Here is a 25,091-nt window from a genome sequence, read left to right on the forward strand (position 1 = left end):
TCAGACCAGTGGGCGGGCGCTACGGGTCGGCCGCATCCGGAATCGGTGGATGCTCGTTAGCCGCCGGGGGGCCACGACCCGAAGGACAGGCACATGCACGCACTCGACGTCGACTGGGAGCACCCCGTCGACCCGCGCCCCGGCCCGCAGCTCGACCACGTCCGCGCCTACGCCGCCACGGCGGGCGCCGACGGCCACCTCTGGCACGGGGTGCGCACCCTCCTGCTGAGCACGGTCCACCGGACCACCGGCCGCGTCGTCCGCACCCCGCTGGTCTACGGCGTGGACGCGGGCCGCGTCGTCCTGGTGGCCTCGGGCTACGGCGCCCCGCACCACCCCTCCTGGTACCGCAACCTGACCGTCCACCCCGAGGTCCGCTTCCAGGCGGGCGCGACGGTCCGCAAGGCCGTGGCCCGCACGGCCGACGCGGCCGAGCGGGACACGTACTGGTACCTGATGACGGGTCTGTGGCCGGCGTACGAGGAGGACCAGGCGGGCACGGCCAGGGAGATCCCGCTGGTCATCCTCGAACCGTTCTGACGGGCGGCCGCCCGGGCCCCGCCGGCGCCGCGGGACCGCGGTCCCGGGCGCGTGGCCGGCCGGTGCGCACGCCCTGCCCGTCCGCGCGGCGGGAACGCCGCGGCCGCGCCGGGCCGGGCCGTCCGGCCTCCCGGCGGGGCGGGCAACAGCGCGCGGACGGGGGCCGGGTCTCCGTACCGGCCGGTGCCCGGGGCGGGTCCCTCGGCGGTGTCGCCATCCGTTCGCAGGACTGGTCGGCTCCCGTCCGACGCGTCAGACGGACGCGGGGGCGGCCAGGGCGGTGTAGGTGCGGCCGCCGGCCTCGTAGTCGCCGAGCGGGGTCATGCCGAAGCCGTCGACGTGCACCCGCCGGGACGGGGCGTTGTCCGCCTCGACGAAGGCCACGACGGCCTCGGCGCGTCCGGCCGCCTCGGCGACGGCCGTCGTGAACAGGGCGCGGGCGACGCCGCGGCGGCGGAAGGCCGCGTCGACCACCACCGGGCCGTACAGCAGCCAGCGCACCGCGCTGAGCGGGCGGCCCTCCCAGCGCAGCGCGTCCTGCGCGTCGAGGAGCGCGCGAACCGGCGGGGGCGGGTCCGGCAGGTCCGCGGCGGCCGAGAGGGCGAGGAGGCCGGCCACCCGGCCGGCGTCGTCCGCGACGAACAGCTCTCCGGCGCGGGCCATGGCGCGCAGCGCGTCCTCCCCGAAGCCGCCCTGCACGAACCCCTGGGCGCGCCGCTGTTCCTCCGTCAGGGCGTCGTGCTGGTTGGCGGCGAGGAGCGCGGCCATGGCGGGCGCGTCGGCCCCGGTCGCGTGTCGGTAGCGCATGGGCCGATGCTGCCACGGCCACACCGGCATGTCGGGGACGCGGGAGACGGCTGCGGCCCCCGGTCGCCTCACCCGTGGTCGTGGACGGTCACCGGCACGTCGCGGGCGTCGGAGCGGATCGGGGGGCCGTCCGCTGCCGGTGCGCGTGCCGCGCCGGCCGACCGCGTCGGCCCCCCGTGCGTCGAGCCGCACCCGCACCCCCTGGACGGCGCCGGGCCGGCTCGACAGCCCGGCCGGCCCGGGGCGACCGCCGGGACCGTCAGGCCAGGGCGTACGCCAGGACCACCGAGACAACGGCGATCGCCCCCGCCGCGAGGAGGGACGCGGCCAGGGCCAGGACCGCCGCGCCGACCCGCTCCGCGACCAGTCGGTGGTCCGCCGGCTTCCACTCGCTCCGCTGCATGGACCCAGCCTGCCCGCGGGTCCGCGCGGCCGCATGAGTGCGCGTACTCAGACGGCGGACCCGGCGGCGCCCGGGGGGCCGATCCGGCGGGGGCGCCGGACGGCGCGCGCCGCGCGGGAGGACCGCCGGGGACCCGGGGTGACGAGCGCAACACCCCTTTTTCGGGCACCCGCCGCCCTCACCCATTCCGCAGGCCGGAGCGCGACCCGGCCCCGGATTCCAAGGGTGGGGCGGACCGCGACCCACCGATTACCCGAAACAGGACATTTCGCCCTGTGGTCTGCCGCCCGAATGCCCAGGACAGCCCGCACCGGGGCCCCGTAAGCTCCCGTCATGCAGGTGATCCAGTCAACGAAACTCGCCAATGTCTGCTACGAGATCCGCGGACCCGTCCTCGAAGAGGCGATGCGGCTCGAAGCGGCAGGTCATCGCATCCTCAAGCTGAACACCGGCAACCCCGCGGCCTTCGGCTTCGAGTGCCCGCCGGAGATCCTCGAGGACATGCTCCGCAACCTGGGCACCGCCCACGGGTACGGGGACGCGAAGGGGCTGCTCTCCGCGCGCCGCGCGGTCATGCAGCACTACCAGACCAAGGGCATCGCACTGGACGTCGAGGACATCTACCTCGGCAACGGCGTCTCCGAGCTGATCCAGATGTCCATGCAGGCACTGCTCGACGACGGCGACGAGGTCCTGGTCCCGGCGCCGGACTACCCGCTGTGGACGGCCTCGGTCTCGCTGGCCGGCGGCACCGCCGTGCACTACCGCTGCGACGAGCAGTCCGACTGGATGCCGGACCTCGCCGACATCGAGCGCAAGGTCACCGACCGCACCCGCGCGATCGTGATCATCAACCCGAACAACCCGACCGGCGCCGTCTACGACGACGAGATGCTGCGCGGGCTGACGGACATCGCGCGCCGCCACAACCTGGTCGTCTGCTCGGACGAGATCTACGACCGGATCCTCTACGACGGCACCACGCACACGAACACCGCCGTGGTCGCGCCCGACCTGCTGACGCTCACCTTCAACGGGCTGTCGAAGAACTACCGCGTCGCCGGCTACCGGGCCGGCTGGATGGCGGTCTGCGGCCCCAAGAAGCACGCGGCCTCGTACATCGAGGGCCTGACGATCCTGGCGAACATGCGGCTGTGCGCGAACATGCCCTCGCAGCACGCCGTGGCCACCGCCCTCGGCGGCCGGCAGTCGATCGAGGACCTGGTGCTGCCCGGGGGGCGGATCCTGGAGCAGCGCAACGTCGCGTACGACCTGCTGACCCGGATTCCCGGGGTCACCTGCGTGAAGCCGAAGGGCGCGCTGTACGCCTTCCCGCGGCTGGACCCGTCGGTCTACAAGATCAAGGACGACCGGCAGATGGTCCTGGACCTGCTGCGGGCCGAGAAGATCATGGTCGTGCACGGTACGGGCTTCAACTGGCCGGAGCCCGACCACTTCAGGATCGTGACGCTGCCCAACGCCAAGGACCTGGCGGACGCCGTGACCCGGATCGGGAACTTCCTGGACGGCTACAGCCAGCACTGACCGGGGCCCCGGCCGCCCACGGCGGGAATCCAGGATCGAACTCAACTTTAGACGCGATCCAATGTAGGATGGTCTCCTGACCCACGCAGGAGGCCTCCTCATGTACGAGCCGATCCGCACCAGGCCGGTCGCCCACCGCATGGGCGACGTCGAGGCCGACCAGCCGCACATCAGCCGCGGCGAAGCGCTGGACATCCAGCTCGCCGGGCACCTCGCGGCCCTGCTCGCCGTGACCGAGGAGCTCGGGCTCCACGAGGGCGCGGACGCGATCGCCGCCCAGGTGGCCCGCCTGCGCGGCGCCCAGCCCCCGCGGAGCCCGCGGCACGACGCCGCGGAGAGCGCCGGCCTGCACCAGCGCGCGCACGACCTCGCAGCCCGCGTCCTGCTCGTCGCCGCGTCGCGCGCCGACACCACCGTCGCGATCCTCGCCGCCGAGCGCATGGACGCCCACGCCGCCGCCATGGAGTCCCTGGACCTGGCCGGCGCCCACTGACGGCCCCGGTCCGCGGCCGCTGAGGCCCCGGACCGGGTGCCACTGCCCCTCGCGGGGAGCCCGACGCACCCCCACCCCCGCCCGGGACACACCGGACCGCCACGGCAGGCCCGACGGCCCCGCGCGACCCCGCCGGTCCCACACCCCCGCCCGGGACACGCACCGGACCCGCCACGGGAAGCCCGACCGTCCCCGCGTGACCCCGCGGATCACCACGCTCCCGCCCGAGGCAAGCGCCGGACCCGCCACGGGAAGCCCGACCGTCCCCGCGTGACCCCGCGGATCACCACGCTCCCGCCCGAGGCAAGCGTCGGACCCGCCACGGAAAGCCCGACAGTCCGCGTGACCCCGCGGGTCACCACGGCCCCGGCCGGGGTACCGGTCGCGCGCCGGGGCGTCAGGGCCGGGGTTCCGTCGGTGTGAACGTCGCCGCCGCGGCCCCGCACCACGGGACCGTGGCGACCGGCCAGACCGGGCCCAGGGCCTCGGCGTGCTCCGTCGCCGTGACCGCCACCCCCGGGATGCGGACCAGGGACTCCGCGGAGCGGCCGCCCGGCTCCGCCCGCGCGGTGTCGCGGAACTCCACCGTCACCACGTACGCACCCGGCCCCTCGGGCCGCCCCGCCGCCTCCACCCCGGCCACCACCCGCCGGCTTGCCGGATCGATTCGGCAGCCGGTGACCCGTACGCCCTCCAGCGCCGGGCGCGGCGCCCCGGCCCCGTCCGACGGGCCGCCGCTGGCCCACACGTACAGCCCCAGCGGGGCGAACACCAGCAGTCCGGCCAGCGTCACCAGCCCGACCAGCCAGCCCTGCCACTTCAACGCGCTCACGCCCATGCACCGATCCTCCCGGGCCGCCGCCGCGCCCACCAGCACCCACGGGCCCACACAGCATTTCGAAGTGGGACCGCCTGGACACCCGGCGTTCACCCGGCCCGCCGCGGAATGTGGGTTTCCGCGAGCAGGCTGCACCCGTGAGACGCATCCTGGGAATCCTCCTGGGCCTCCTCCTGATCGGCGGCGTCGCAGTCGTCGTCCTCGTCAGGGAACAGGGCCCGCACACCACGGCAACGAAGACCGTGCGCGGCGTCATCGGATCGGAGAAGTCCGACTTCTTCCGCGATCCCGACGTCGTCAAAGCCCTTGCCGCACAGGGCTACACCGTGAAGACCGAGACCTCCGGCTCCTGGGCGATGGAGAGGCTGGCCCTGCGGGAGTTCGACTTCGCCTTCCCCAGCAGCAGTGAGCCGGCCAAGGAGATCGAGGCCGCGGCCGGCGTGCAGGGCGCGCAGGAGACCCGGCCCTTCTACTCCCCGCTCGTCGTCATCGCCCGCGCCGGCGCCGCCCGCGTCCTCACCGACAACGGGCTCGCGAGGAAGACCGGCAAGAACTCCGGGACCCTCCTGATGGGCCCCTTCCTCAAGGCCGCCGCCGAGGACCGCACCTGGCAGCAGCTGTCCGGCTCCGCCGCCCACCCCGAGCTCACCGGCACGGTGTTCGTCAAGACCACCGACCCGGCCACCTCCAACTCCGGTGCCCTCTTCCTCGCCGTCGCCTCCGCCGTGGCGAACGGCGGCAACATCGTCGCCGACGACGCCGCCATCACCCGCACCGCGCCCCTGATGCACAAGCTGATCTCCGTGCAGGGCGCCCTGGAACCCAGCACCGACGACCCCTTCCGGGCCTTCATCAGCGGCAGCGGCGAACCGCTCATCCTCGTCTACGAGTCCCAGGTGGCCTCGCTGCTGATGCAGAAGCAGGGAGCGGGGAACGTCGCCGACATGGTGGTCCTCTACCCGGACACCACCGTCAACACCGCCCACACCTTCGTGCCGATCGGCGACGGGGCCCGGGAGCTCGGCACCCTCCTCGTCACCGATCCGACCCTGCGCGCCCTGGCCCTGCGCCACGGCTTCCGCCCGCAGGACGGCGTACCGGAGTTCACCGCCGCCACCGCCCCGCACGCCGCCTACCTCAATCCGGGGCTGACCGGCATCCGCCAGGTCGGCACCCCGACCGTCAAGAACCTGATGGCGCTGGCCGCGCGCGCCAAGGGGCAGGGGGACACACCGTGACACCGACACCGCCCGGGGACGACGCGCTCGTCCTCACCGCACCCGAGCCCGTCGCCCCCGTCCGCCGGGAGCAGGCCTCCGGGCTCGTCCCGCTCCAGGACGGGGTCCGCGAGGAGATGGCCCGCCGGGCCGGGGAGTACGTCGGCTCGCTCGCCGGGATCGACGCCCGCTCCCCCGAGTTCGCCCAGCGCATCGGCGAGATCACCGGGCTCGGCTCCGCCGACATCCGCTCCGCCGCCCGGCAGTCCAACCGCATGCTGGACCGCACCGTACGCTCCCTCGGCGCCGACGGGGGCGGCGACGCCCAAGCCCGGGTGGCCGGCTCACTGGTCGAACTGCGGCGCACCGTCGAGGACCTCGACCCGCGGGACGCGCCCGCCAAGGGGGTGCGCCGGCTGCTGTCCAGGCTGCCCGGCGGCAACCGGCTGCGCGACCACGTCGCCGCGTACGCCTCCTCCCAGGCGACCCTGAACAAGATCGTGGGCGCGCTGCGCAGCGGCCAGGACGAACTGCGGCGCGACAACGCCGCCCTGCACACCGAGCGGGCCGGCCTGTGGGAGACCATGGGCAGGCTCCAGGAGTACGCGGTCCTCACCGAGGCCCTGGACGCGGCCGTCGAACAGCGGATCGCCGAAGCGGAGCGCACCGACCCGCAGCAGGCCGACGCGATGCGCGCCGACGTCCTCTTCCCCGTACGGCAGAAGCACCAGGACCTGCTGACCCAGCTGGCGGTCTGCGCCCAGGGCTATCTGGCGATGGACGTGGTCCGGCGCACCAACGACGAGCTGGTCAAGGGCGTCGACCGGGCCGCGAGCACCACCGTCTCGGCCCTGCGGATCGCGGTGATGCTGGCGTCCGCCCTCGACAGCCAGCGCAGGGTGGCCGAGCAGGTGGACACGTTGCGCACCACCACCGAGGACCTGATCCGGGGCAATGCCGAGATGCTGTCCACGCAGAGCGGCGAGATCCAGCGGATCGCCGCGGACCCGGCGGTGGGCGCGGAGACGCTGCGCACCGCCTTCGCGCAGATCTACCGGACGCTCGACGCGATCGACACGTTCAAGGTGCGGGCCGCCGAGAACATGGCCGCCACCGTGGAGTCCCTGACGGGCGAGTTGCAGAACGCCTCCGCCCACCTGGCCCGCACCCGCTCCGCGGGCGCGCTCGACGGCGGTGCCCGGTGAGGCCGGCCGCCACGGGATCCGCCCGGCCGCGGGCGGCCCGGCGGGCCGGGACCGCGGTGGTCCTCGCGCTCGCGCTGCTCGGGGCCGCGACCGGGTGTTCCACCGGAGGGTCCGCGGAGCAGGACAGGTCGGCGCGGGAGCAGGGCGGGGCCCCGTACCGAGAGGGGACGCTGCGCGTCCTGGCCTCCAGCGAGCTGGCCGACATGCAGCCGGTGCTCGACCGGGCGGAGAAGGCCACGGGGGTCAAGGTGAAGCTGACGTGGTCCGGCACCCTCGACGCCGCCGAGCAGGTCGCCTCCGGGAAGGCGGACGGCGCGTACGACGCGGTCTGGCTCTCCTCCAACGACTACCTGCGGCTGCGCCCGGAGGCCGCCGGGAAGCTCGCCAACGAGACCCCGGTGATGTCCTCCCCCGTCGCCGTCGGCGTGAAGCCGCAGGCGCTGGCCCGGCTCGGCTGGAAGCCCGAGGAGGTCACCTGGTCGGCGGTCCACGAGGCGGTGGCCGCGGGGCGGCTGACGTACGGGATGACCGATCCGGTGCGCTCCAACTCCGGTTTCTCCGCGCTGGTCTCGGTGGCCTCGGCCCTGTCGGGGGCGCAGGCCGCGCTGACGGACGCGGACGTGGGGGCGGCCGCGCCGCGGCTGAAGGAGTTCTTCGCCGGGCAGAAGCTCACCTCGGGCTCCTCGGGCTGGCTCGCCTCGGCGTACGCGAGGCGCGGGGACGTGGACGCGCTGGTCAACTACGAGTCGGTGCTGCTGTCCGCGAACCGGGACGCGAAGGCCGGCCTGACGGTGGTCCGCCCGCGCGACGGCGTGGTCACCGCCCGCTATCCGCTGACGCTGCTGACGTCCGCCCCGCCCGGGGCGCGCGAGTCGGGGCGGGCGCTGACGGAGTGGCTGCGCGGTACCGAGGCGCAGCGGGCGATCACGGAGCAGACCTTCCGGCGGCCGGTGGCACCCGGGGTGGCGCCGGCGGCCGGCCTCGACGCGCAGGTGCGCCGCGAGCTGCCCTTCCCCGGTTCGCGGTCGGTCGCCGACGGGCTGCTGGCGAGCTACGAGAACGAGCTGCGGCGGCCCTCGCGGACCGTCTACGTGCTGGACACCTCGGGCTCGATGGGCGAGGAGGACCGCATCGGGCGGCTCAAGGCGGCGCTCACGGAGCTGACGGGCACCGGGAGTTCGGGGACCGGACAGCGGTTCCGCGACCGTGAGGAGGTGACGCTGCTGCCCTTCGGGGACAAGGTGAAGGAGGTGCTGACGCACGTCGTCGAGCCGGGTGATCCGGGCGCGGCCCTGGACGCGATCCGCGGTGACGTGCAGGGGCTGGAGCCGGCGGGGGGCACCGCGGTGTACGCCAGCCTCAAGGCCGCGTACCGGCACCTGGGGCAGGGCGGTTCGGACGCGTTCACCTCGATCGTGCTGATGACGGACGGGCGCAGCGGCGACCGTGCGCAGGACTTCGACGCCTTCTACGGCACGCTGTCCGAGGAGCAGAGGCGCACCCCTGTCTTCGCGGTGCTGTTCGGCGACTCGGACCGCAAGGAGCTCACCCACATCACGGAACTGACCGGCGGGCGGCTCTTCGACGCCACCGACGGGAAGGATTCGCTGAACGGCGCCTTCGAGGAGATCCGTGGCTACCAGTAGGGCGCTGCGGTACCTGGAGTCCGCGAAGAACCTGGCGGGTTCGGCCGGCGGGGTGGCGGGGGTGGGCCTCGCCCTCACCGGGGCGGCCGGCCCGTACTGGCCGCTGGTGGTCGCCGGGCTGTACGGGGCGGGCGCGCTGATCGCCCCGCCGGAGCGCATCGCCCCGCCGTCCGTGCCCGATCCGGCCGAGCAGCTGGGCGTCGTACGGGAGGACTTCGGGCGGCTGCGGGCGTACCTGGCGGAGGTGGAGCTCCCCCCGGCGGCCGGGGGCCGGCTCACCGGGCTGTTGGAGCTGTACGCGGCACTGCTGCATCCCGGGTGGGCGGCCGACGTGCTGGCCGTCGAGCCGGAGTCGGTGCACGTGCTGTCGCGGGCGGTCCGCACGGACCTGCCGGAGTGCGTGGACACCTACCACCGGACGCGCTGGTGGACGCGGCTGTCGCCGGGCGGGGAGTCGCCCGAGCGGCACCTGGAGCGCCAGCTGTCGGCGCTGTACGACGAGGCGGAACGCGTAACGGCGGGCCTCCACGAGGTGGAGGCCCGCCGTCAGCAGACGCACACGGTCTATCTGGAGGACCGGGGTCGCTCCTGACGGGCCGGGTGCTGCGGCGGGAACCGCTTGGTCGGGGGTTCCCACATCCATGGCCCCGGTGCCGGGGCGGGCGGTCAGCCCAGGCGCTCGACGAGCGCGTGGTACTGGTCCCACAGCTCCTTGGGAGTGTGGTCGCCGTAGGTGTTCAGGTGCTCGGGGACGAGCGCGGCCTCGTCGCGCCAGATCTCCTTGTCGACCGTGAGGAGGAACTCCAGGTCGGCGGTCGGCAGGTCCAGGCCGTCGGTGTCGAGGGAGTCCACGGTCGGCAGGACGCCGATGGGGGTCTCGACGCCCTCGGCGGTGCCGTCGAGGCGCCCGACGATCCACTTCAGGACACGGCTGTTCTCACCGAAGCCGGGCCACACGAACTTGCCCGCGTCGTCCTTGCGGAACCAGTTCACGTAGTAGATCTTCGGGAGCTTGGACTGGTCCTTGTCCTTGGCCACGTCGACCCAGTGGCCCATGTAGTCGCCCATGTTGTAGCCGCAGAACGGCAGCATGGCGAACGGGTCGCGGCGCAGCTCGCCGACCTTGCCCTCGGCGGCGGCGGTCTTCTCGGAGGCGATGTTCGAGCCGATGAAGACGCCGTGGTTCCAGTCGAAGGACTCGGTGACCAGCGGGACGGCGGAGGCGCGGCGGCCGCCGAAGAGGATCGCGGAGATCGGGACGCCCTTGGGGTCCTCCCACTCGGGGGCGATCGTCGGGCACTGGGAGGCCGGGACGGCGAAGCGGGCGTTGGGGTGGGCCGCCGGGGTCGGGGAGTCCGGGGTCCAGTCGTTGCCCTTCCAGTCCGTCAGGTGGGCGGGCGACGTCTCGGTCATGCCCTCCCACCACACGTCGCCGTCGTCGGTGAGCGCGACGTTGGTGAAGACGGTGTTGGCGTACATGGTCTTCATGGCGTTGGCGTTGGTGTGCTCGCCGGTGCCGGGGGCGACGCCGAAGAAGCCGGCCTCCGGGTTGATCGCGTACAGGCGGCCGTCCTCGCCGAAGCGCATCCAGGCGATGTCGTCGCCGACGGTCTCGACGGTCCAGCCGGGGATCGTGGGCTCCAGCATGGCGAGGTTCGTCTTGCCGCAGGCGGAGGGGAAGGCGGCGGCGATGTACTTGGCCTCACCCTGCGGCGGGGTCAGCTTGAGGATCAGCATGTGCTCGGCGAGCCAGCCCTCGTCGCGGGCCATCACGGACGCGATGCGCAGGGCGTAGCACTTCTTGCCGAGCAGGGCGTTGCCGCCGTAGCCGGAGCCGTAGGACCAGATCTCGCGGGTCTCCGGGAAGTGCGAGATGTACTTGGTGGTGTTGCACGGCCAGGCGACGTCGGCCTCGCCCTCGGCGAGCGGGGCGCCGAGGGTGTGGACGGCCTTGACGAAGAAGCCGTCGGTGCCGAGCTCGTCCAGCACGGCCTGGCCCATGCGGGTCATGGTGCGCATGGCGACCGCGACGTAGGCGGAGTCGGTGATCTCGACGCCGATCGCGGAGAGCTCGGAGCCGAGGGGACCCATGCAGAAGGGGACGACGTAGAGCGTCCGGCCCTTCATGGAACCGCGGAATATCCCCTGCCCGCCCTCTGCGCCGATGAAGAGCTCCTTCATCTCGGCCGGGGCCTTCCAGTGGTTCGTGGGGCCCGCGTCCTCCTCCTTCTCGGAGCAGATGAAGGTCCGGTCCTCGACGCGCGCGACGTCGGAGGGGTCGGAAGCGGCGTAGTACGAGTTGGGGCGCTTGGTGTCGTCGAGCTTCGTGAACGTGCCCTTGGCGACGAGCTCCTCGCACAGGCGCTCGTACTCGGCCTCGGAGCCGTCGCACCAGACGACGCGGTCCGGCTGGGTGAGGGCAGCGATCTCGTCCACCCAGGAGATCAGCCCTGAGTGCCTGGTGGGGATGGTCGAACTGGTGGGAGCCGCGTTGTCGCGCGCCACGATTGCTCCTTGTTGAGGGGTTTGTTTGGTGTTTGCCCCGTGGGGGCTGCGACCCGGACGCTTCGCGCTCCGCTCATCCGGTGCCGACCGCACTCATCTGATCATCCGGTGCATGTGCGCATATGTCCAGAGGGCCTCTCACGTGAGCATCGCCACGTCCGTCAATCTTCCGTAAAGAGGACCAACGGAAACCTACGGACCCGTAGGTAGCATGTGGCCATGACTTCTGATGCCGCAGCCCCACCGGCCTCCGAGGCCGTCCCGGCCGATCCGGCCCACCCGGTCGTCGAGGCCGTGGAAGCCGTCGAATCGGCCCTGGAGCACAAGCCGCTGCTGCGCGGCTGGCTCCACTTGGGAATGTTCCCCGCCGTGCTCGTCGCGGGCCTCGTCCTCATGGCCTTCACCGATACGACCGAGGCGCGCGTGGCCTGCGGCGTCTACATCCTGACCGCCTGCATGCTCTTCGGCGTCAGCGCGGTCTACCACCGCGGGACGTGGGGGCCGCGCGGCGAAGCCGTCCTGCGGCGGCTCGACCACGCCAACATCTTCCTGATCATCGCGGGCACCTACACCCCGCTCACCGTCCTGCTGCTCCCGCCGTCCACCGGGCGGACCCTGCTCTGGTCGGTGTGGATCGCGGCCGGCGCCGGCATCGCCTTCCGGGTCTTCTGGGTGGGCGCCCCGCGCTGGCTCTACACCCCCTGCTACATCGCCATGGGCTGGGCGGCCGTCTTCTTCCTCCCCGACTTCATGCGCACCGGCGGCATCGCGGTCCTCGTCCTGGTGATCGTCGGCGGGCTGCTCTACAGCGCGGGAGGGGTCATCTACGGGATGAAGCGGCCCAACCCCTCCCCCCGCTTCTTCGGCTTCCACGAGGTCTTCCACTCCCTGACGCTGGCGGCCTTCGTGGCGCACTACGTCGGCATCTCGATGGCCGCCTACTCCCACTGAACGGCGGGCCCGGGGCGGGGCGGGGCGCGGGGGCGGGCGCGGGGCCAGCCCGGGGCGGGCGCGGCGCCGGCCCGGGGCCGGCTCAGGGGCGTGTCGTCCCCACCTGCTCCGCCAGCTCGCCCGGGTCCGTCGTCGGCCGGTCGCAGACGAAGTGCCGGCAGACGTACGCCGTGGGCCGGCCGTCGACCAGCGTGCGCTCGGCCAGCAGCGGGAACTCCCCGCCGCTGCCGTCCGCCGCCCGCGGCACGCCCGTCGCCACCACCGCCCCCGGAGCCGTACCCAGCAGCGCGACCCGGTGCAGCCCGGCCCGCGCCGGGTCCTCGGGACGGCCGACCACCGCCACCTCGCGCGGCCCGTCCAGCAGCGCCTCGGCCACCGCCAACCCGTGCCCGATGAACCGCGGGGCGCGCGGGCCGAGCGCCTGCACCACCCCGAGCGCCCGCTCGGCCGCCGTCCGGTGGGCCTGCGACCCGGTGTGCGCGGCGTACGACAGGAGCGCTCCGGCCGCAGCCGTCCAGCCCGACGGCGTCGCCGTGTCGGTGGGGTCCTGCGGCCGCCTGATCAGCGGTTCCGCGTCGTGCGCCGTGTCGTACAGCGAACCGTCCTGCGCCGTGAACCGGTCCAGGACCAGGTCGACGAGGAAGCCGGCGAACTCCAGCCAGACCCCCTCGCCCGTCACGGACGCCAGGGCCAGGAAGCCCTCCGCCACGTCGCCGTAGTCCTCCAGGACCCCCGCGTTGACCCCGACGCGTCCGTCCTTGCTGGTCCGCGCCAGCCGGGCCCGCCCGTCCATGTGCACGCGCACCAGCAGGTCGGCGGCCTCCGTCGCACGCTCGACGAGGTCCGGCCGGTCGAAGTACGCACCGCACTCCGCGAGCGCCGCGACGGCCAGCCCGTTCCAGGCGGCCACGACCTTGTCGTCCCGCCCGGGCGCGGGCCGCCGCGACCGCGCGGCCAGCAGCCGCTCCCGGATGGAGGCGATCCGGGCCGCGTCCGCCGCCGGGCCCTCCGGGGGCAGCTGGAGCACGGACGCGCCGTGCTCGAAGGTCCCCTCCTGCGTCACCCCGAAGTACGCGACGGCCAGGTCCCCGTCCTCCTGCCCCAGCACCTCCCGCAACTGGGCGGGGGTCCAGGCGTAGTAGGCCCCCTCCACGTGCTTCCCGGTCTCCGGGTCCTCGCTGTCGGCGTCGAGCGCGGAAGCGAAACCGCCGTGCTCCGTGCGCAGCTCCCGGACCATGAAGTCGGCGGTCTCCAGGGCGACCCGGCGCGCGAGCTCCGAGCCGGTGGCCCGCCACAGGTGGGCGTACACCCGGCACAGCAGGGCGTTGTCATACAGCATCTTCTCGAAGTGCGGGACGACCCACTCCCGGTCCACGGAGTACCGGGCGAACCCGCCGCCGAGCTGGTCGTAGAGGCCGCCCCGGGCCATGGCCTCGCACGTGTCGGCGGCCATCTGGAGCGCGCCCTCGGAGCCGGTGCGGGCGTGGTGGCGCAGCAGGAACTCCAGCACCATGGACGGCGGGAACTTCGGCGCCCCGCCGAATCCGCCGCGCACCGCGTCGTACTCCCGCGTCAGCCCGAGCAGGGCCTGGGCCAGCTCCTCGGCCCCGGGCGTGGTGGCCTTCCCGTAGTCCAACTGCCGCTCGGACAGGTCCCGTACGATCCGCCGCGCGACCTCGGCGACCTCCTCGGGCCGCCCCACCCAGGCGGCCCGCACCCCTTCCAGGACCTGTGTGAAGGAGGGCATGCCGTGCCGCGGCTCGGGCGGGAAGTAGGTCCCGAAGTAGAACGGTTCGGCATCGGCGTTCAGGAAGACGGTCATCGGCCAGCCGCCGTGGCCGGTGGCGGCCTGGACCGCCTCCATGTAGACGGCGTCGATGTCGGGGCGCTCTTCCCGGTCGACCTTGACGTTGACGAAGTGCTCGTTCATGTAGGCGGCGGTCAGCTCGTCCTCGAAGGACTCGTGCGCCATCACGTGACACCAGTGGCAGCTGGCATACCCGACGCTGAGCACCACCGGCACGCCCCGCTCCCGCGCCTCGGCGAAGGCCTCCGGGGACCAGGGCCACCAGTCGACGGGGTTGCCGGCGTGCTGGAGGAGGTACGGCGAGGTCTCGTTCGCGAGGCGGTTCGACATGAGCCCATCCTGCCGCACCTGCCATCGCCCTGCCCATGCGCCACAGCGGCGTGAGGAGCGGATTCCCGCGCGCTGTAATAGTCGATGTCTTACAGTTGTGCGTATGAAGGCGCCCCGAGCTGGAACCACCGAGAACATCTCCGTCTCCATGCCGGCCGAGCTCATCAGTGAGCTCCGCTCACGGACCGGTCGCCGTGGGCTGTCCGGCTACATCACCGAGGCCGTCAGACACCAGCTCGCGATGGACGGGCTCGCCGAAATCGTGGCATCGCACGAAGAGGAGCACGGCGCACTCACTGAGCAGGAGATCGAAACCGCTCGTCGCGAGCTGTTCGGAGAAGGGCACTCCGTGGACGCCGAGCGTGGCGCCGCGTGAAAGAGCCGAAGGAGCACCTCGCCCGCTCCCTGGTGCTCGACTCCGAGGCGCTCTCCCTGCTCCTGCGCGACGATCGAAGGATGGCGGCTCGCATCGAGGCGTCCCGGCGAGTCGGTGTCCCCGTCCTCGTTTCCGTGCTGACCATCGTCGAAGCGGCGCAGGGGAAGACCGATTTGGCACGGTTGAACTGGGTCCTCTCCCGGCTGCGCGTGGAACCGGTCAGCCAGGAGGACTCCCTGACTGCGGTAGCGCTCCTTCGGGACGCGGGCGGACTTGACGGACACAAGTACGCGATCGACGCGCTCGTCGCGGCACTCGCGCTCCGCGCCCCGGCCCCCGTCGTCCTGGCCTCCGACCGTGACGACTGGTTGAAGCTCTGCGGGAGCCGCGTGATCGTCAGAGAGGCGTGAGGGCACCGGACGGCTCCGCCTCGGCGCCCGGTCAGGGGCGCAGCAGGGGGGTCAGGTTGCGGGTCCAGGCGGTGCGGGTGCGGGACCAGGTCGCCGGGCAGTGGGCGCGGGCCGGGGTGGCGAGGTCCTGGTGGCGGTCCGGGGCTTCGCCGAGGACCGCGCAGCGGTGGGCTTCGGCCCGGTCGGCCGGCGGGGCGTGTTCGTCCTCCGGGTCGGGGACGGGGTCGGCGGCGGCCGCGAGGTCGTAGGAGCGGGCGGCGGTCAGGAGGGCCGCCTCGCCCTCCGGGCCGCCGCGCAGCAGCATCAGCCGGGCGAAGCCGTCGGCGGCGTCCTCCTCGGCGCGGTCCCCTTCCGCCGGGAGGCGCAGCGCGTCCAGGACGGCGTGGCCCGCCTCGTGGTGGACGGTCTCGCGGACGACCTCGGCGAGCCGTTCGTCCGGCCGCGGGTCGCCGACGCGCGCGAAGGGTTCGCGCTCCTCGGCCAGGTCGTCGTAACAGAGCTCGATGCGGTGGGTTGCCGGGTCGTAGCCGGTGCCCTCACCGCCGCAGGAGCGGGCGACGACGGCGACCGGGTGGGGCAGGTCGAGGAGGGCGTTGAGCTCGGCGAGGGCCCGTTCGGCGGTCCCGCCGTCCCGCAGGACGTCGCGTCCCGCGCGGTCGGAGGCGGTGGCCGGCTCCTCGTAGCGCATCATGAAGCCGGCCGTGGCCGCCGGCTCCGGCTGCGACTGCGGCTGCGGGTCCTGGGCGGTGCATCCGGCGGCCGCCGCCACGAGCAGCGCCGCGCCCCGCACCCAGGTCCCCCGCCGTCGGCTCATGGGCCCAGCGTAGGGGTCGTTGCCATCCGACGTTCCGTCACATGCGTTGCCGACGGCGCGGTTTACCTCTGATCTCGCTCAGATCTCCCCGGTCGGCGTTCCGCACGCACGACACTGGGGAATCGACTCGACCGGAGCTCTCTGAGGGGGATGCCGATGCGGGACAGCCATCGCGGTGAGGCTGAGCGGCTGTTGGGGCGGGCCGTGGACGAGGAGGCCCGGCGGCTCCCGGGGGCCGGGGGCACGGCGGTCGACCGGGCGGCGCTGCTGGCGCGCGGCAGGGAGGCGCTGGACGCGCTCGCAGCGAGCGCGGCGCGGGAGTACGAGGCGTACGTCCGGGCCCTCGACGAGGCGGCGGCCGGCGACGAGTCGCTGCGCGAGGCCTTCCGGCGGTCCAACGCGTCGACGGCGCTGCTGGTGACGGCGGTCGCGGCCGCGGCCGCGTTCGGCACGGACCTGGCGCTCGGCGTCGCGGCCGGTACGGCGCTGACCGCGGGGGCGGTCGCGGGCGTCGCCGGGGCGGCGGCCACCGTGGCGAAGGTGACGGCGCTGCACCTGCCGGCCGCGAACCGCAGGGCCGGGGAGTTCGGCCGGCCCGGCGGGGCCGAACAGCTGCGGTTGCAGTGGCTCTCGGCGCTGGAGGTCCGCGGGATACGGCCCTTCCTGGAGCAGCAGCGCACGGTCGCGGCGGCGGCCGGGGCGCCCCGGCCGCCGGTGCTTCGGCCCCCGGTACCGCTGCGCGGGTCGGATCGCAGCGCGGAGGCCCGGCGGCGCAGCGTGTTGGAGCAGTCGTTCGGGCAGTTGCCGGAGCCGGCGGGGCCGTTCGTGGGCCGGCGGGCGGAGCTGGCGCGCATCGCGCAGTGGGTGCGGGCGGCGCGGGCCGGCACGGAGACCCGGCCGGTGGTAGTGGTCCTGCACGGCGAGCCGGGCGTGGGGCGCACGACGCTGGCCCTGCGGGCGGCGCACGCGCTGCGGGACCAGTTCCGGGGGGCGTGCGTGGTGGACCTGCGCGGCGGGGGCGCGGGGGCCCCGCTGTCGACGCGGGAGGCGCTGCTGCACCTGCTGAACCGGCTGGGGGCGCCGCGCGAGCAGCTGTTGTTCCGTGAGGGCGCCTCTGCGGAGCAGCAGGTGCGGCGGCTCGCCGAGCTGTACCACCAGCACCTCCAGGGGCTCCCGGTGACGGTCGTGCTCGACGACGCGGTGGACGCGGAGCAGGTGCGGCTGCTGGTGCCGGAGCGGTCGGAGAGTCTGGTGCTGGTGACGGCGCGGGAGCCGCTGGCGCTCCCGGGGGAGCCGGCGGCGCGGGTGCACCAGCTCCCGGTGGAACGCCTGGCGGAGGCGGAGGCCGCGGAGCTGGTCCGCGCCGCCGCGGGGTCGGCGCGGGGGCCGGAAACGGCCCAGGCAGCCGGCCGACCGGCACCCGCCGAACCCCCCGGCCCCCCGGGGCCCGCCCGGCCCGGACCCGCCGCGCCCCCGGCGCCGGCGGGCCCCGGGCCCGCCGACTCCCGGGGGTCCGGGCCCGCCGGGTCCGCCGAGTCCGGGTCCGCCGGGTCCGCGGCATCCGCGCTGTCCGGGCCCGCCAGGTCCACAGCGTCCCCGAGGTCCGGGGCCGCTGACTCCCGGGGGGCCGGGCCGGCGGCGTCCGCAGCCGGGTCTGCGGGGTCCGGGGCCGCCAGGTCCGCCGGGCCCATGGGGTCCGGGCACGCCGGAACCGCAGGGCCCGGGCGGGCGGGGGCCGCGACGGCGGGCGGCAGCGCCGTCGGTATCGGGGGCGGCGCCGGAGACGGCCCCCGTGACGACCGCAGCGCCGCGGACGGTGACCGTCCCACCGCCGCGGCCGGCGGTGGAGCCGTCGCCGCGGGCGGTGTCGACCCCGTCGCGGCCGGCGCCGCGGTGCGGCTGGGTGGCGGGTTGCCGCTCGCCCTGCGCGTGCTGGCCCCGCTGGCCCGGGTCGGCCGGGTCCCGGCCGAGGGGGATTCCGGCACGCCGGACGCCGGGCATCCGGTGGAGCGGGCCCTGCGGGCCGCCGACGCCGGGCTGGCCGAGCCCGCACGCACGCTGCTGCGGCTGTTGCCGCTGGCCGGGCGGGCCTCGCTCGGGGGCGCCGCGGCGGCCGCGCTGGCCGACGTACCGGAGCGGGCCGCCCTGCACACCCTGGAGGAGCTGTGTGAGGCCGGCTTGGTCGAGCGGGTGCGCGGGCAGCGGTTCCGGATGCACGACGCGGTGCGGGCGTACGCGGCGGCCCGGCCGACGACCGAGGAGGAGCGGGCGCGCGCCTCGGCGGCCCACGAGCGGCTGATCCGCACCTACGCGCAGCTCGCCGACTCCGTGATCCGGATGGTCGACGGCAAGATGTCGACGCGGGCGAACCACTTCGGCGGGCACGGCTTCACCTCGCTGGACGCGGCGCTGCGCTGGCTGGACGACGAGTCGAGCGTGATCACCGCGGCACTGCGGCACGCCGAGGGGGTGGACCAGCAGGCGGTACTGGACCTGTTGGGCGCCCTGTGCGACTTCTGTCTGCTGCGCGGGGACCTCTACCGGCTCGGGGAGATCGACGAACTGTCCCGGGCGGTGGCGGCGGGCCGTCCCGGGGCCCCCGGTGACGCGGGCGGCCAGCCGGGGCGGCTGGTGCGGTCGGTGCAGTGGCGCACCGGTATCGCGGCACGCCAGCTCGGCGAGCTGGACAAGGCCCGGACCACGCTGACCTCGGTCGTGGACCAGTACATGGAGGCGCACCAGGAGGCGGGGGCGGCGATGGCACTGGTCTCGCTCGGCATCACCCTGCACCACCAGGGGAACCTGCCGGAGGCGGCGGCGCGCATCCGCGAGGCCCTCGCCCTCCAGGAGCCGGCCGAGCTGGCGGGCGACCGGGCCTGGGCCCTGCACGCACTGGCGGCCGTCGAGCGGGACCTGGCCCACCTGGGCGAGGCGATGTCCCTGCTGGAGCGGTCGCTGGAGCTGCACCGGGAGAGCGAGAGCGTGCACGGCGAGGCGTGGGCGCACTTCCAGCTGGGACAGGTGTACCTGCGGCTCGGCGACGTGCCGCGGGCCGAGACGGAGCTGCGCCGGGCCCTGGACCTGTACGGACGCACGCGCGACGACCGCGGCGAGGCCTGGGCGCTGACACAGCTGGGCCGGGCCCGGGTGGTCGACGGCGATCCGGGGCCGGCGGTGGAGCGGCTGCAGGAGGCCCTGGGCCGGCACCGCGACGCGGAGGACGCCCGCGGTGAGGCGTGGACGCTGTACTACCTGGGGCAGGCGCTGGAGGAGGGCGCTCAGCAGGACCGGGCGGTGCGGGAGCTGGAGCGGGCCCGGACGATGTTCTCGCGGATGCGTGACGTGTACGGGCTGGCGCACGCCCGCCACCACTCGGGGCGGGTGACGCGCGACCAGCGGGCGGCCCGGACGGGGAACCTGAAGAACTCCGGCTTCGCCCGTCAGCTGCTGGTGGACGCGCGGGCCGACTTCCGGCGCATCGGGCTCGCCCACGGGGAGGCGTGGACCTGCGTGGAGCTGGCGGTGGTGGACGCGGGCAACGCCCGGGTCTCGCAGGCGCTGGGGCTGTGCGAGGAGGCGGTGCGGCTGTTCGTCTCGTACGGGGACCGGCGCGGGGAGGACTGGGCCCGGTTCCTGCGGTGCACGCTGCTGCCGTACGCGGTCCCGGGCGCTCCCGGGGAGGCGCGGGCCGAGCTGGAACGGCTGGCGGCGGCGCCCCACCCGGCGCGCGACGGGCGGCTCGCGGACTGCCTGGAGGCGTACGGGGTCGTGCTGGGCCGCGGCGCGGACCCCGCGGAGGGCTGGCAGGCGTGGCGGCTGGGCCTGGTCCCGAACCTGCACTCGCGGGAGGTCATGGGCGTCCCGGTCGCCCCGCCGGTGTGACCCGCGGCCGCCGGGGGCTATGCGGGCGGGGTCCCGGCCGTCCCGACCGTCCCGCCGGCGTGCCCCGCCGTGGTCGGGAGCCGGGCGGGCAGCGCCCCCGCCCGCGCCCGCGCCCGCGCCGCAGCCGCCGCCCCGCCGGTGTGCGTCCGGGGGCGGCGCTCACGTCGGGGCCGGTCTCAGGTGGTGCGCTCCGGGGCGGCGGGGGTCGCCGCGGCCGGCTCGGGGGCCTCCTGGAAGTCCACCCGGCCCATGTGCCGGCTCATCGACTTCATCAGGCCCCACACCGCCAGGGCGAGGACCGCGAACACGATGAACCCGAGGATTCCGGGGGTCACCTTGTTCTTGTCGAAGGTGTCCCCGGCCAGCGGGAGGAGCTGGGTCAGTGCTGCCTGCGTAGCGCTCATAGCAACGCATTCTCCCGGATGCCCGCGAAGAGGTCGGACTCGGGGAGGGATGTGTCCACGAGCGACTTCGCCAGCTCGTACTCCTCCGTCGGCCAGACCTCGCGCTGGACGTCCATCGGGACGCGGAACCAGCCGCCGTCGGGGTCGATCTGCGTGGCGTGCGCGAGGAGCGCCTTGTCGCGGATCTCGAAGAAGTCGCCGCAGGGGACGTGGGTGGTCAGGGTCCGCTCCGTGCGCTCGAACTCCTTCCACCGCTCCAGCCACTCGCCGTAGGGGGACTCCATGCCGCGCGCGAGGAGGGCCTCGTGCAGGGCGACGGTGCGGGGCTTGTTGAAGCCCTGGTTGTAGTAGAGCTTCTGCGGCTGGTAGGCCGGGCCGAACTCCGCCTCCGGGTACTTCTCGGTGTCGCCCGCGCCGTCGAAGGCCACCATCGAGATCTTGTGGGTCATGATGTGGTCGGGGTGCGGGTAGCCGCCGTTCTCGTCGTAGGTGGTGATGACCTGCGGCCTGAAGGCCCGGATCTTCCTCACCAGGCGCCCGGCGGCCTCGTCCACGTCCGCGAGCGCGAAGCAGCCCTCGGGGAGCGGGGGCAGCGGGTCGCCCTCGGGGAGCCCGGAGTCGACGTAGCCGAGCCACTCCTGCTCGATGCCGAGGATCTCGCGCGCCTCGTCCATCTCCTTGGCGCGGACGGCGTGGATGTTCTCCTCGATGTACGTGTCGCCCTGGAGCTTGGGGTTCAGGACCGAGCCGCGCTCGCCACCGGTGCAGGTCACGACCAGCACGGGCATTCCCTCGGATACGTACTTGGCCATGGTGGCCGCGCCCTTGCTCGACTCGTCGTCGGGGTGGGCGTGGACGGCCATCAGTCGAAGCTGCTCGGTCAAGACAGGATCCTCTGTGATTCGTCAGGATGGGCGGCTTCTATAGTGACCGAATCGGGGGACGGAAAATTCCTGGGGTGGGCCCGCACGGGCCGGGCCCCGCCCTCCTGGAAGGAACGATCGATGAGCACGGTGCGCGAAGGGCTGCCCGAGGGCCGGTACGGCCGGTCGGCGGACGAGCGTGCCGACCGGAAGCTCAGGATCATCGGGTCGGTGCTGGGCGCGGCCCTGCTGGGCCTGGTCGGCTGGATCGGCTGGGACTACGTCGCCGGCCAGAGCGTCAGCGCCGAGGTGATCAAGTTCCAGATCGTCTCGGACACCGAGGTGAAGGTGCACCTGGAGGTGCGCAAGGACGCCTCGGTCACCGGGGTCTGCACCCTGAGCTCCCAGGACGAGGGGCACGGCGAGGTGGGCCGGGCGGACTACACCTTCGCCCAGCGGGAGGGGCGCGTGGACGAGGTGGTCTCGCTGAGGACCACCGGTCGCGCCACGATGGTCGAGCTGGTGGGCTGCCAGGAAGCGGCCGGGACCCCCGCGGGCTGAGGCCGCCGCGCCCGGGGAGGGGAGGCGCGGGAGCCGCGCCCGCGCACGTCGGGACCAGCGGTGTTTGGGACGCCGCCCACGGGCAATGAGCCCCTGGGGTCCTCCCCCTTTTCTTCCCGAATTGTTAGGCTCGTGGTTTCGTCCGCCGCTGGCGGCCAGTAGTCCCCTGTACCGACGAGGAGCACCCCGTGACCCAGACGAGCGAGAGCGTCACCTGGCTGACCCAGGCGGCGTACGACCAGCTGAAGGCGGAGCTGGACTACCTCTCTGGTCCCGCCCGCACGGAGATCGCGACGAAGATCGCCGCCGCCCGCGAGGAGGGCGACCTGCGCGAGAACGGCGGTTACCACGCGGCCAAGGAGGAGCAGGGCAAGCAGGAGCTCCGAGTGCGCCAGCTCACGCAGCTCCTGGAGAACGCCAAGGTCGGCACGGCGCCCGCCTCGGACGGCGTGGTCGCCCCCGGAACGCTCGTCAAGATCGCCTTCGATGGTGACGAGGACGACACGATGGAGTTCCTGCTGGCCTCGCGCGAGTACGCGTCCTCGGACTTCGAGACGTACTCCCCGCAGTCCCCGCTGGGCACCGGCGTGATGGGCAAGACGATCGGCGACGACGCCGAGTACGAGCTGCCGAACGGCAAGAAGGCCTCGGTCAAGATCCTGGACGTCAAGCCGTTCACGGGCTGATCACCCCCTCCTTCCCGCGGTACGCCGACGCCCGGCCGGATTCTTCCGGCCGGGCGTCGGTGCGTACGGGGTCCTGCGTACGGGGTCCTGCGTCCCGGGGGCTACGCCGTCGCCGAGCGGTACTTGCGGACCGCGAGGGTCCGGAAGACCACGACGATCAGCACCGACCAGATCAGCGAGGCCCAGACCGGGTGGACCATCGGCCAGGCGTCGGACGTCGAGACGCCTGGGTTGCCGAAGAGTTCGCGGCAGGCCTGCACCGTGGCGCTGAACGGGTTCCACTCGGCGATGGGCTGGAGCCAGCTCGCCATGTTCTCGGTGGGCACGAAGGCGTTGGAGATGAAGGTGACGGGGAACAGCCAGATCAGGCCGCCCGAGGTGGCTGCCTCCGGGGTCCGCACCGACAGGCCGATCAGGGCGCCGATCCAGGAGAAGGCGTACCCGAGCAGGAGGAGCAGGGCGAAGCCGGCGAGGGCCTTGGGGATGCCCTCGTGGATGCGCCAGCCGACGAGGAGCGCCACGATCGCGAGGACGACCAGGGTCAGCGCGGTCTGTACGAGGTCGGCGAGCGTGCGGCCGGTGAGGACCGCGCCGCGGGCCATCGGCAGCGAGCGGAAGCGGTCGATGAGGCCCTTGTGCATGTCGTCCGCGATGCCCGCGCCCGCGCCCGCCGTGGCGAAGGTGACGGTCTGCGCGAAGATGCCGGCCATCAGGAAGTTCCGGTAGTCGACGGCGCTGGTCGAGCCGCCGATCATCATCGAGCCGCCGAACACGTAGCTGAACAGCACGACGAACATGATCGGCTGGATCAGTCCGAAGATGACCATCTCGGGGATGCGGGACATCCGGATCAGGTTGCGCTTGGCGATGACGAGGGAGTCGCTGACGCCTTGGACGAGGCCCCCGCGCGGGCGGGGTGCCGAGAGTTCCGGGGTCGGGGAGGTGAGGGTCACTTCGCCGTCTCCTTCCGCGCCGCCTTGCGGCCCTTCGTGTCCGGGGCCGCGTCGGTGGGCGGGCCGTTCTCTTCGGCGTCCCGCTCGGTCGCGTGGCCGGTCAGGGAGATGAACACGTCGTCGAGGGTGGGGCGGCGCAGTCCGATGTCGTCGATCTCGATGCCCCGGCCGTCGAGCTCGCGGATGACCTCCGCGAGGAGCTTGGCGCCGCCGGAGACCGGCACGGTCAGCTTGCGGGTGTGGTCCTCGACGGTGGTCTCGCCCTTGCCGAAGCCGGCGAGGACCTCGCGGGCGGCGGCGATGTGCTCCCGCTCGTGGACGACGACCTCGACGCGCTCGCCGCCGGTACGGGCCTTGAGCTGGTCGGAGGTGCCGCGGGCGATGACCTTGCCGTGGTCGACCACGGCGATGTCGTGCGCGAGGTGGTCGGCCTCCTCCAGGTACTGGGTGGTGAGCAGGAGGGTGGTGCCGCCGGCGACCAGTTCCTGGATGATGCCCCAGAGCTGCTGGCGGTTGCGCGGGTCGAGTCCGGTGGTCGGCTCGTCCATGAACATCACGGGCGGGCTGACGACGAGGGCCGCCGCGAGGTCGAGGCGCCGGCGCATGCCGCCGGAATAGGTCTTGGCGGTGCGGTCGGCGGCGTCGGCGAGGTTGAAGCGCTCCAGCAGCTCCTCGGCCCGCGCCTTCGCGGCCTTGGCCCGCATCTGGTAGAGGCGGCCGACCATCTGGAGGTTCTCGCGGCCGGTGAGGTACTCGTCGACGGCGGCGAACTGACCGGAGAGGCCGATCGCGCGCCGGACCTCGTTGGGGTGTTTGAGCACGTCGATCCCGGCGACGACGGCCTTGCCGCTGTCGGGCCGCAGAAGAGTGGTCAGGACGCGCACGGTCGTGGTCTTGCCCGCGCCGTTGGGGCCGAGGAGGCCCAGTACGGTGCCTTCCGGGACATCGAGGTCCACGCCGTCCAGAGCCCGTACGTCACCGAAGGTCTTGACCAGGCCTTCGGCGTAGATGGCGCCTGGCATAGGGATTCTCCCAGTGCGAATCGGATGTGCGAATCGGGTGTCTCGTGGGCGGAGCCCAGCGCCGCGGGGCGGCGGTCTGCGCCACCCGCCCGGTCGGCCGGGCAACGCCGTCTCGCGGCTTTCCCCGCCGTCACACGGGCAGGTTAACGCGTCATATCGCGTACCGCACGGGAATTCGGGGGACCCGCACGGGGTCCGTCAGCCGCCGCCGAGGTAGGTGGCGTTCACGGTGAGCAGGCTCTCCGTCGAGCGGAGCGGGACGCCGGTCGACTGCTTCACGCTGCCCACCAGCAGGACCCAGCCGGCCTTCTCGAAGCTGAGGGTGGCCGTGCCGCCCGAGTGCGGCCGCCAGCCGAGGTGCTCCAGTTGCGCGCCGATCCGGGGCAGCGCGAAGTCCGCCTGGGTGCTGGGGAGGACCGCGGTCCAGTCGACCAGGTTCGGGTTCTTCGTGCCCTTGGCCTCGGCGGTGCTCTTCCCCTTGGCGGGGTCGAGGCCCGCCGTGCGGAGCGCCGACCGGACCTCCTCGTCGACGGTGTCCCGGGCGAGCAGCGCGGTATCGGCCTTCGGGGTCGACTTCGCCGACGACGACGCGGGAGCGGAGGCCGCCGCCGGGGCCTTCGGGTCGGCCACCGGGGCGGCCGGGTCGCCGGCGGACGAGCAGCCCGCCAGGGCCAGGGCGGCCGAGGCGGCCAGAGCGATGACGGCCGCGGCCCGCGGCCTGACGCGTATGTACAACGTGAGACTCCCACCCATGTGAACGAGGCGGGGAGTCTCACACACCCGCCCCGATTCCGCACCTGCGTATCAGCGACGGGCGGGACGGGACGCGGAGC

The 25,091-nt window shown here is 73.8% G+C and carries 24 protein-coding genes; 13 read left to right on the forward strand and 11 right to left on the reverse strand.

What is annotated here, in order from left to right; all coding sequences use genetic code 11:
• The first annotated feature begins 93 nt into the window (after positions 1 to 93).
• Positions 94 to 540 (forward strand): nitroreductase/quinone reductase family protein, encoded by a 447-nt coding sequence (locus ACFWU6_RS15195; RefSeq protein WP_383805926.1) that lies wholly within the window; start codon positions 94 to 96, stop codon positions 538 to 540.
• Positions 541 to 792: 252 nt separating this feature from the next.
• Here ACFWU6_RS15195 and ACFWU6_RS15200 read toward each other — a convergent pair whose 3' ends face one another.
• Both ACFWU6_RS15200 and ACFWU6_RS15205 read right to left on the reverse strand, forming a co-directional pair.
• On the reverse strand, positions 793 to 1,347 hold the full coding sequence (locus ACFWU6_RS15200) for a GNAT family N-acetyltransferase (protein ID WP_383805925.1): 555 nt from the start codon (positions 1,345 to 1,347) through the stop codon (positions 793 to 795).
• Positions 1,348 to 1,606: 259 nt separating this feature from the next.
• Positions 1,607 to 1,750, reverse strand: a complete 144-nt coding sequence (locus tag ACFWU6_RS15205) for a hypothetical protein (RefSeq protein WP_383805923.1) — start codon at positions 1,748 to 1,750, stop codon at positions 1,607 to 1,609.
• Between the two features lie 333 nt (positions 1,751 to 2,083).
• Here ACFWU6_RS15205 and ACFWU6_RS15210 point away from each other — a divergent pair, with 333 nt between their 5' ends.
• Complete coding sequence (locus tag ACFWU6_RS15210) at positions 2,084 to 3,295, forward strand: pyridoxal phosphate-dependent aminotransferase (RefSeq protein WP_383981281.1); 1,212 nt, start codon at positions 2,084 to 2,086, stop codon at positions 3,293 to 3,295.
• Between the two features lie 100 nt (positions 3,296 to 3,395).
• Positions 3,396 to 3,788, forward strand: a complete 393-nt coding sequence (locus ACFWU6_RS15215) for a hypothetical protein (protein ID WP_383805920.1) — start codon at positions 3,396 to 3,398, stop codon at positions 3,786 to 3,788.
• 397 nt (positions 3,789 to 4,185) lie between these two features.
• On the opposite strand, the gene ACFWU6_RS15220 is transcribed toward ACFWU6_RS15215, so the two are convergent.
• Complete coding sequence (locus tag ACFWU6_RS15220) at positions 4,186 to 4,620, reverse strand: hypothetical protein (RefSeq protein WP_383981283.1); 435 nt, start codon at positions 4,618 to 4,620, stop codon at positions 4,186 to 4,188.
• Between the two features lie 143 nt (positions 4,621 to 4,763).
• On the opposite strand from ACFWU6_RS15220, the gene ACFWU6_RS15225 reads away from it, so the two are divergent.
• From ACFWU6_RS15225 to ACFWU6_RS15240, 4 genes are read left to right on the forward strand one after another with little or no spacing between them, the layout of a single operon-like run.
• Positions 4,764 to 5,864: a hypothetical protein gene (locus ACFWU6_RS15225; protein ID WP_383981285.1), complete on the forward strand. Its 1,101-nt coding sequence runs from the start codon at positions 4,764 to 4,766 to the stop codon at positions 5,862 to 5,864.
• Positions 5,861 to 7,048, forward strand: a complete 1,188-nt coding sequence (locus ACFWU6_RS15230) for a toxic anion resistance protein (RefSeq protein WP_383981287.1) — start codon at positions 5,861 to 5,863, stop codon at positions 7,046 to 7,048. The genes ACFWU6_RS15225 and ACFWU6_RS15230 overlap by 4 nt, the downstream gene beginning before the upstream one ends.
• Complete coding sequence (locus tag ACFWU6_RS15235) at positions 7,045 to 8,694, forward strand: substrate-binding domain-containing protein (RefSeq protein ID WP_383981289.1); 1,650 nt, start codon at positions 7,045 to 7,047, stop codon at positions 8,692 to 8,694. Before ACFWU6_RS15230 ends, ACFWU6_RS15235 begins: the two co-directional genes overlap by 4 nt.
• Positions 8,681 to 9,286: a hypothetical protein gene (locus ACFWU6_RS15240; RefSeq protein WP_383981290.1), complete on the forward strand. Its 606-nt coding sequence runs from the start codon at positions 8,681 to 8,683 to the stop codon at positions 9,284 to 9,286. Before ACFWU6_RS15235 ends, ACFWU6_RS15240 begins: the two co-directional genes overlap by 14 nt.
• A gap of 74 nt (positions 9,287 to 9,360) precedes the next feature.
• On the opposite strand, the gene ACFWU6_RS15245 is transcribed toward ACFWU6_RS15240, so the two are convergent.
• On the reverse strand, positions 9,361 to 11,199 hold the full coding sequence (locus tag ACFWU6_RS15245; protein WP_383805909.1) for a phosphoenolpyruvate carboxykinase (GTP): 1,839 nt from the start codon (positions 11,197 to 11,199) through the stop codon (positions 9,361 to 9,363).
• 219 nt (positions 11,200 to 11,418) lie between these two features.
• Here ACFWU6_RS15245 and ACFWU6_RS15250 point away from each other — a divergent pair, with 219 nt between their 5' ends.
• Complete coding sequence (locus ACFWU6_RS15250; protein WP_383805907.1) at positions 11,419 to 12,150, forward strand: hemolysin III family protein; 732 nt, start codon at positions 11,419 to 11,421, stop codon at positions 12,148 to 12,150.
• 82 nt (positions 12,151 to 12,232) lie between these two features.
• Here the strand turns inward: ACFWU6_RS15250 and ACFWU6_RS15255 are convergent, their stop codons facing one another.
• Positions 12,233 to 14,287, reverse strand: a complete 2,055-nt coding sequence (locus ACFWU6_RS15255; RefSeq protein WP_383981292.1) for a thioredoxin domain-containing protein — start codon at positions 14,285 to 14,287, stop codon at positions 12,233 to 12,235.
• A gap of 103 nt (positions 14,288 to 14,390) precedes the next feature.
• On the opposite strand from ACFWU6_RS15255, the gene ACFWU6_RS15260 reads away from it, so the two are divergent.
• Both ACFWU6_RS15260 and ACFWU6_RS15265 read left to right on the forward strand, forming a co-directional pair.
• A complete protein-coding gene (locus tag ACFWU6_RS15260; protein WP_383981294.1) occupies positions 14,391 to 14,663 on the forward strand; it encodes a hypothetical protein in 273 nt (90 codons plus the stop codon).
• Positions 14,660 to 15,073, forward strand: a complete 414-nt coding sequence (locus ACFWU6_RS15265) for a PIN domain-containing protein (protein ID WP_383981296.1) — start codon at positions 14,660 to 14,662, stop codon at positions 15,071 to 15,073. Before ACFWU6_RS15260 ends, ACFWU6_RS15265 begins: the two co-directional genes overlap by 4 nt.
• A gap of 31 nt (positions 15,074 to 15,104) precedes the next feature.
• Here the strand turns inward: ACFWU6_RS15265 and ACFWU6_RS15270 are convergent, their stop codons facing one another.
• Entirely contained in the window at positions 15,105 to 15,887 is a 783-nt protein-coding gene (locus ACFWU6_RS15270; RefSeq protein ID WP_383981298.1) for a DUF4344 domain-containing metallopeptidase, read from the reverse strand.
• Positions 15,888 to 16,043: 156 nt separating this feature from the next.
• Between ACFWU6_RS15270 and ACFWU6_RS15275 the strand changes: the two genes are divergently transcribed.
• The gene (locus ACFWU6_RS15275) at positions 16,044 to 19,769 is read left to right on the forward strand and encodes a tetratricopeptide repeat protein (protein WP_383981300.1); all 3,726 of its coding nucleotides are present in this window, start codon (positions 16,044 to 16,046) and stop codon (positions 19,767 to 19,769) included.
• Positions 19,770 to 19,945: 176 nt separating this feature from the next.
• Here ACFWU6_RS15275 and ACFWU6_RS15280 read toward each other — a convergent pair whose 3' ends face one another.
• Both ACFWU6_RS15280 and mca read right to left on the reverse strand, forming a co-directional pair.
• On the reverse strand, positions 19,946 to 20,173 hold the full coding sequence (locus ACFWU6_RS15280) for a hypothetical protein (RefSeq protein WP_383811710.1): 228 nt from the start codon (positions 20,171 to 20,173) through the stop codon (positions 19,946 to 19,948).
• On the reverse strand, positions 20,170 to 21,057 hold the full coding sequence (gene mca / locus ACFWU6_RS15285) for a mycothiol conjugate amidase Mca (RefSeq protein ID WP_383811713.1): 888 nt from the start codon (positions 21,055 to 21,057) through the stop codon (positions 20,170 to 20,172). The genes ACFWU6_RS15280 and mca overlap by 4 nt, the downstream gene beginning before the upstream one ends.
• Positions 21,058 to 21,177: 120 nt before the next feature.
• On the opposite strand from mca, the gene ACFWU6_RS15290 reads away from it, so the two are divergent.
• Both ACFWU6_RS15290 and greA read left to right on the forward strand, forming a co-directional pair.
• The gene (locus tag ACFWU6_RS15290; protein ID WP_383811716.1) at positions 21,178 to 21,597 is read left to right on the forward strand and encodes a DUF4307 domain-containing protein; all 420 of its coding nucleotides are present in this window, start codon (positions 21,178 to 21,180) and stop codon (positions 21,595 to 21,597) included.
• Positions 21,598 to 21,785: 188 nt separating this feature from the next.
• A complete protein-coding gene (greA, locus tag ACFWU6_RS15295; RefSeq protein ID WP_383811719.1) occupies positions 21,786 to 22,283 on the forward strand; it encodes a transcription elongation factor GreA in 498 nt (165 codons plus the stop codon).
• 101 nt (positions 22,284 to 22,384) lie between these two features.
• Here greA and ACFWU6_RS15300 read toward each other — a convergent pair whose 3' ends face one another.
• The 3 genes from ACFWU6_RS15300 to ACFWU6_RS15310 all read right to left on the reverse strand — a co-directional run bounded on the left by ACFWU6_RS15300 (position 22,385) and on the right by ACFWU6_RS15310 (position 24,993).
• Positions 22,385 to 23,236, reverse strand: a complete 852-nt coding sequence (locus ACFWU6_RS15300; protein WP_383811722.1) for an ABC transporter permease — start codon at positions 23,234 to 23,236, stop codon at positions 22,385 to 22,387.
• On the reverse strand, positions 23,233 to 24,258 hold the full coding sequence (locus ACFWU6_RS15305) for an ATP-binding cassette domain-containing protein (protein WP_383811725.1): 1,026 nt from the start codon (positions 24,256 to 24,258) through the stop codon (positions 23,233 to 23,235). The genes ACFWU6_RS15300 and ACFWU6_RS15305 overlap by 4 nt, the downstream gene beginning before the upstream one ends.
• 198 nt (positions 24,259 to 24,456) lie before the next feature.
• A complete protein-coding gene (locus ACFWU6_RS15310) occupies positions 24,457 to 24,993 on the reverse strand; it encodes a hypothetical protein (RefSeq protein ID WP_383981302.1) in 537 nt (178 codons plus the stop codon).
• Between the last annotated feature and the right edge of the window lie 98 nt (positions 24,994 to 25,091).

The sequence above is a fragment of the Streptomyces sp. NPDC058674 genome (genome assembly GCF_042716505.1).
Lineage (GTDB): Bacteria > Actinomycetota > Actinomycetes > Streptomycetales > Streptomycetaceae > Streptomyces.

Coding starts and splice junctions, on each gene's coding strand:
- ACFWU6_RS15195 (WP_383805926.1), top strand. CDS start 94: ATGCACGCACTCGACGTCGACTGGGAGCACCCCGTCGACCCGCGCCCC.
- ACFWU6_RS15200 (WP_383805925.1), bottom strand. CDS start 1,347: ATGCGCTACCGACACGCGACCGGGGCCGACGCGCCCGCCATGGCCGCG.
- ACFWU6_RS15205 (WP_383805923.1), bottom strand. CDS start 1,750: ATGCAGCGGAGCGAGTGGAAGCCGGCGGACCACCGACTGGTCGCGGAG.
- ACFWU6_RS15210 (WP_383981281.1), top strand. CDS start 2,084: ATGCAGGTGATCCAGTCAACGAAACTCGCCAATGTCTGCTACGAGATC.
- ACFWU6_RS15215 (WP_383805920.1), top strand. CDS start 3,396: ATGTACGAGCCGATCCGCACCAGGCCGGTCGCCCACCGCATGGGCGAC.
- ACFWU6_RS15250 (WP_383805907.1), top strand. CDS start 11,419: ATGACTTCTGATGCCGCAGCCCCACCGGCCTCCGAGGCCGTCCCGGCC.
- ACFWU6_RS15255 (WP_383981292.1), bottom strand. CDS start 14,287: ATGTCGAACCGCCTCGCGAACGAGACCTCGCCGTACCTCCTCCAGCAC.
- ACFWU6_RS15260 (WP_383981294.1), top strand. CDS start 14,391: ATGAAGGCGCCCCGAGCTGGAACCACCGAGAACATCTCCGTCTCCATG.
- ACFWU6_RS15270 (WP_383981298.1), bottom strand. CDS start 15,887: ATGAGCCGACGGCGGGGGACCTGGGTGCGGGGCGCGGCGCTGCTCGTG.
- ACFWU6_RS15275 (WP_383981300.1), top strand. CDS start 16,044: ATGCGGGACAGCCATCGCGGTGAGGCTGAGCGGCTGTTGGGGCGGGCC.
- ACFWU6_RS15280 (WP_383811710.1), bottom strand. CDS start 20,173: ATGAGCGCTACGCAGGCAGCACTGACCCAGCTCCTCCCGCTGGCCGGG.
- ACFWU6_RS15290 (WP_383811716.1), top strand. CDS start 21,178: ATGAGCACGGTGCGCGAAGGGCTGCCCGAGGGCCGGTACGGCCGGTCG.
- ACFWU6_RS15305 (WP_383811725.1), bottom strand. CDS start 24,258: ATGCCAGGCGCCATCTACGCCGAAGGCCTGGTCAAGACCTTCGGTGAC.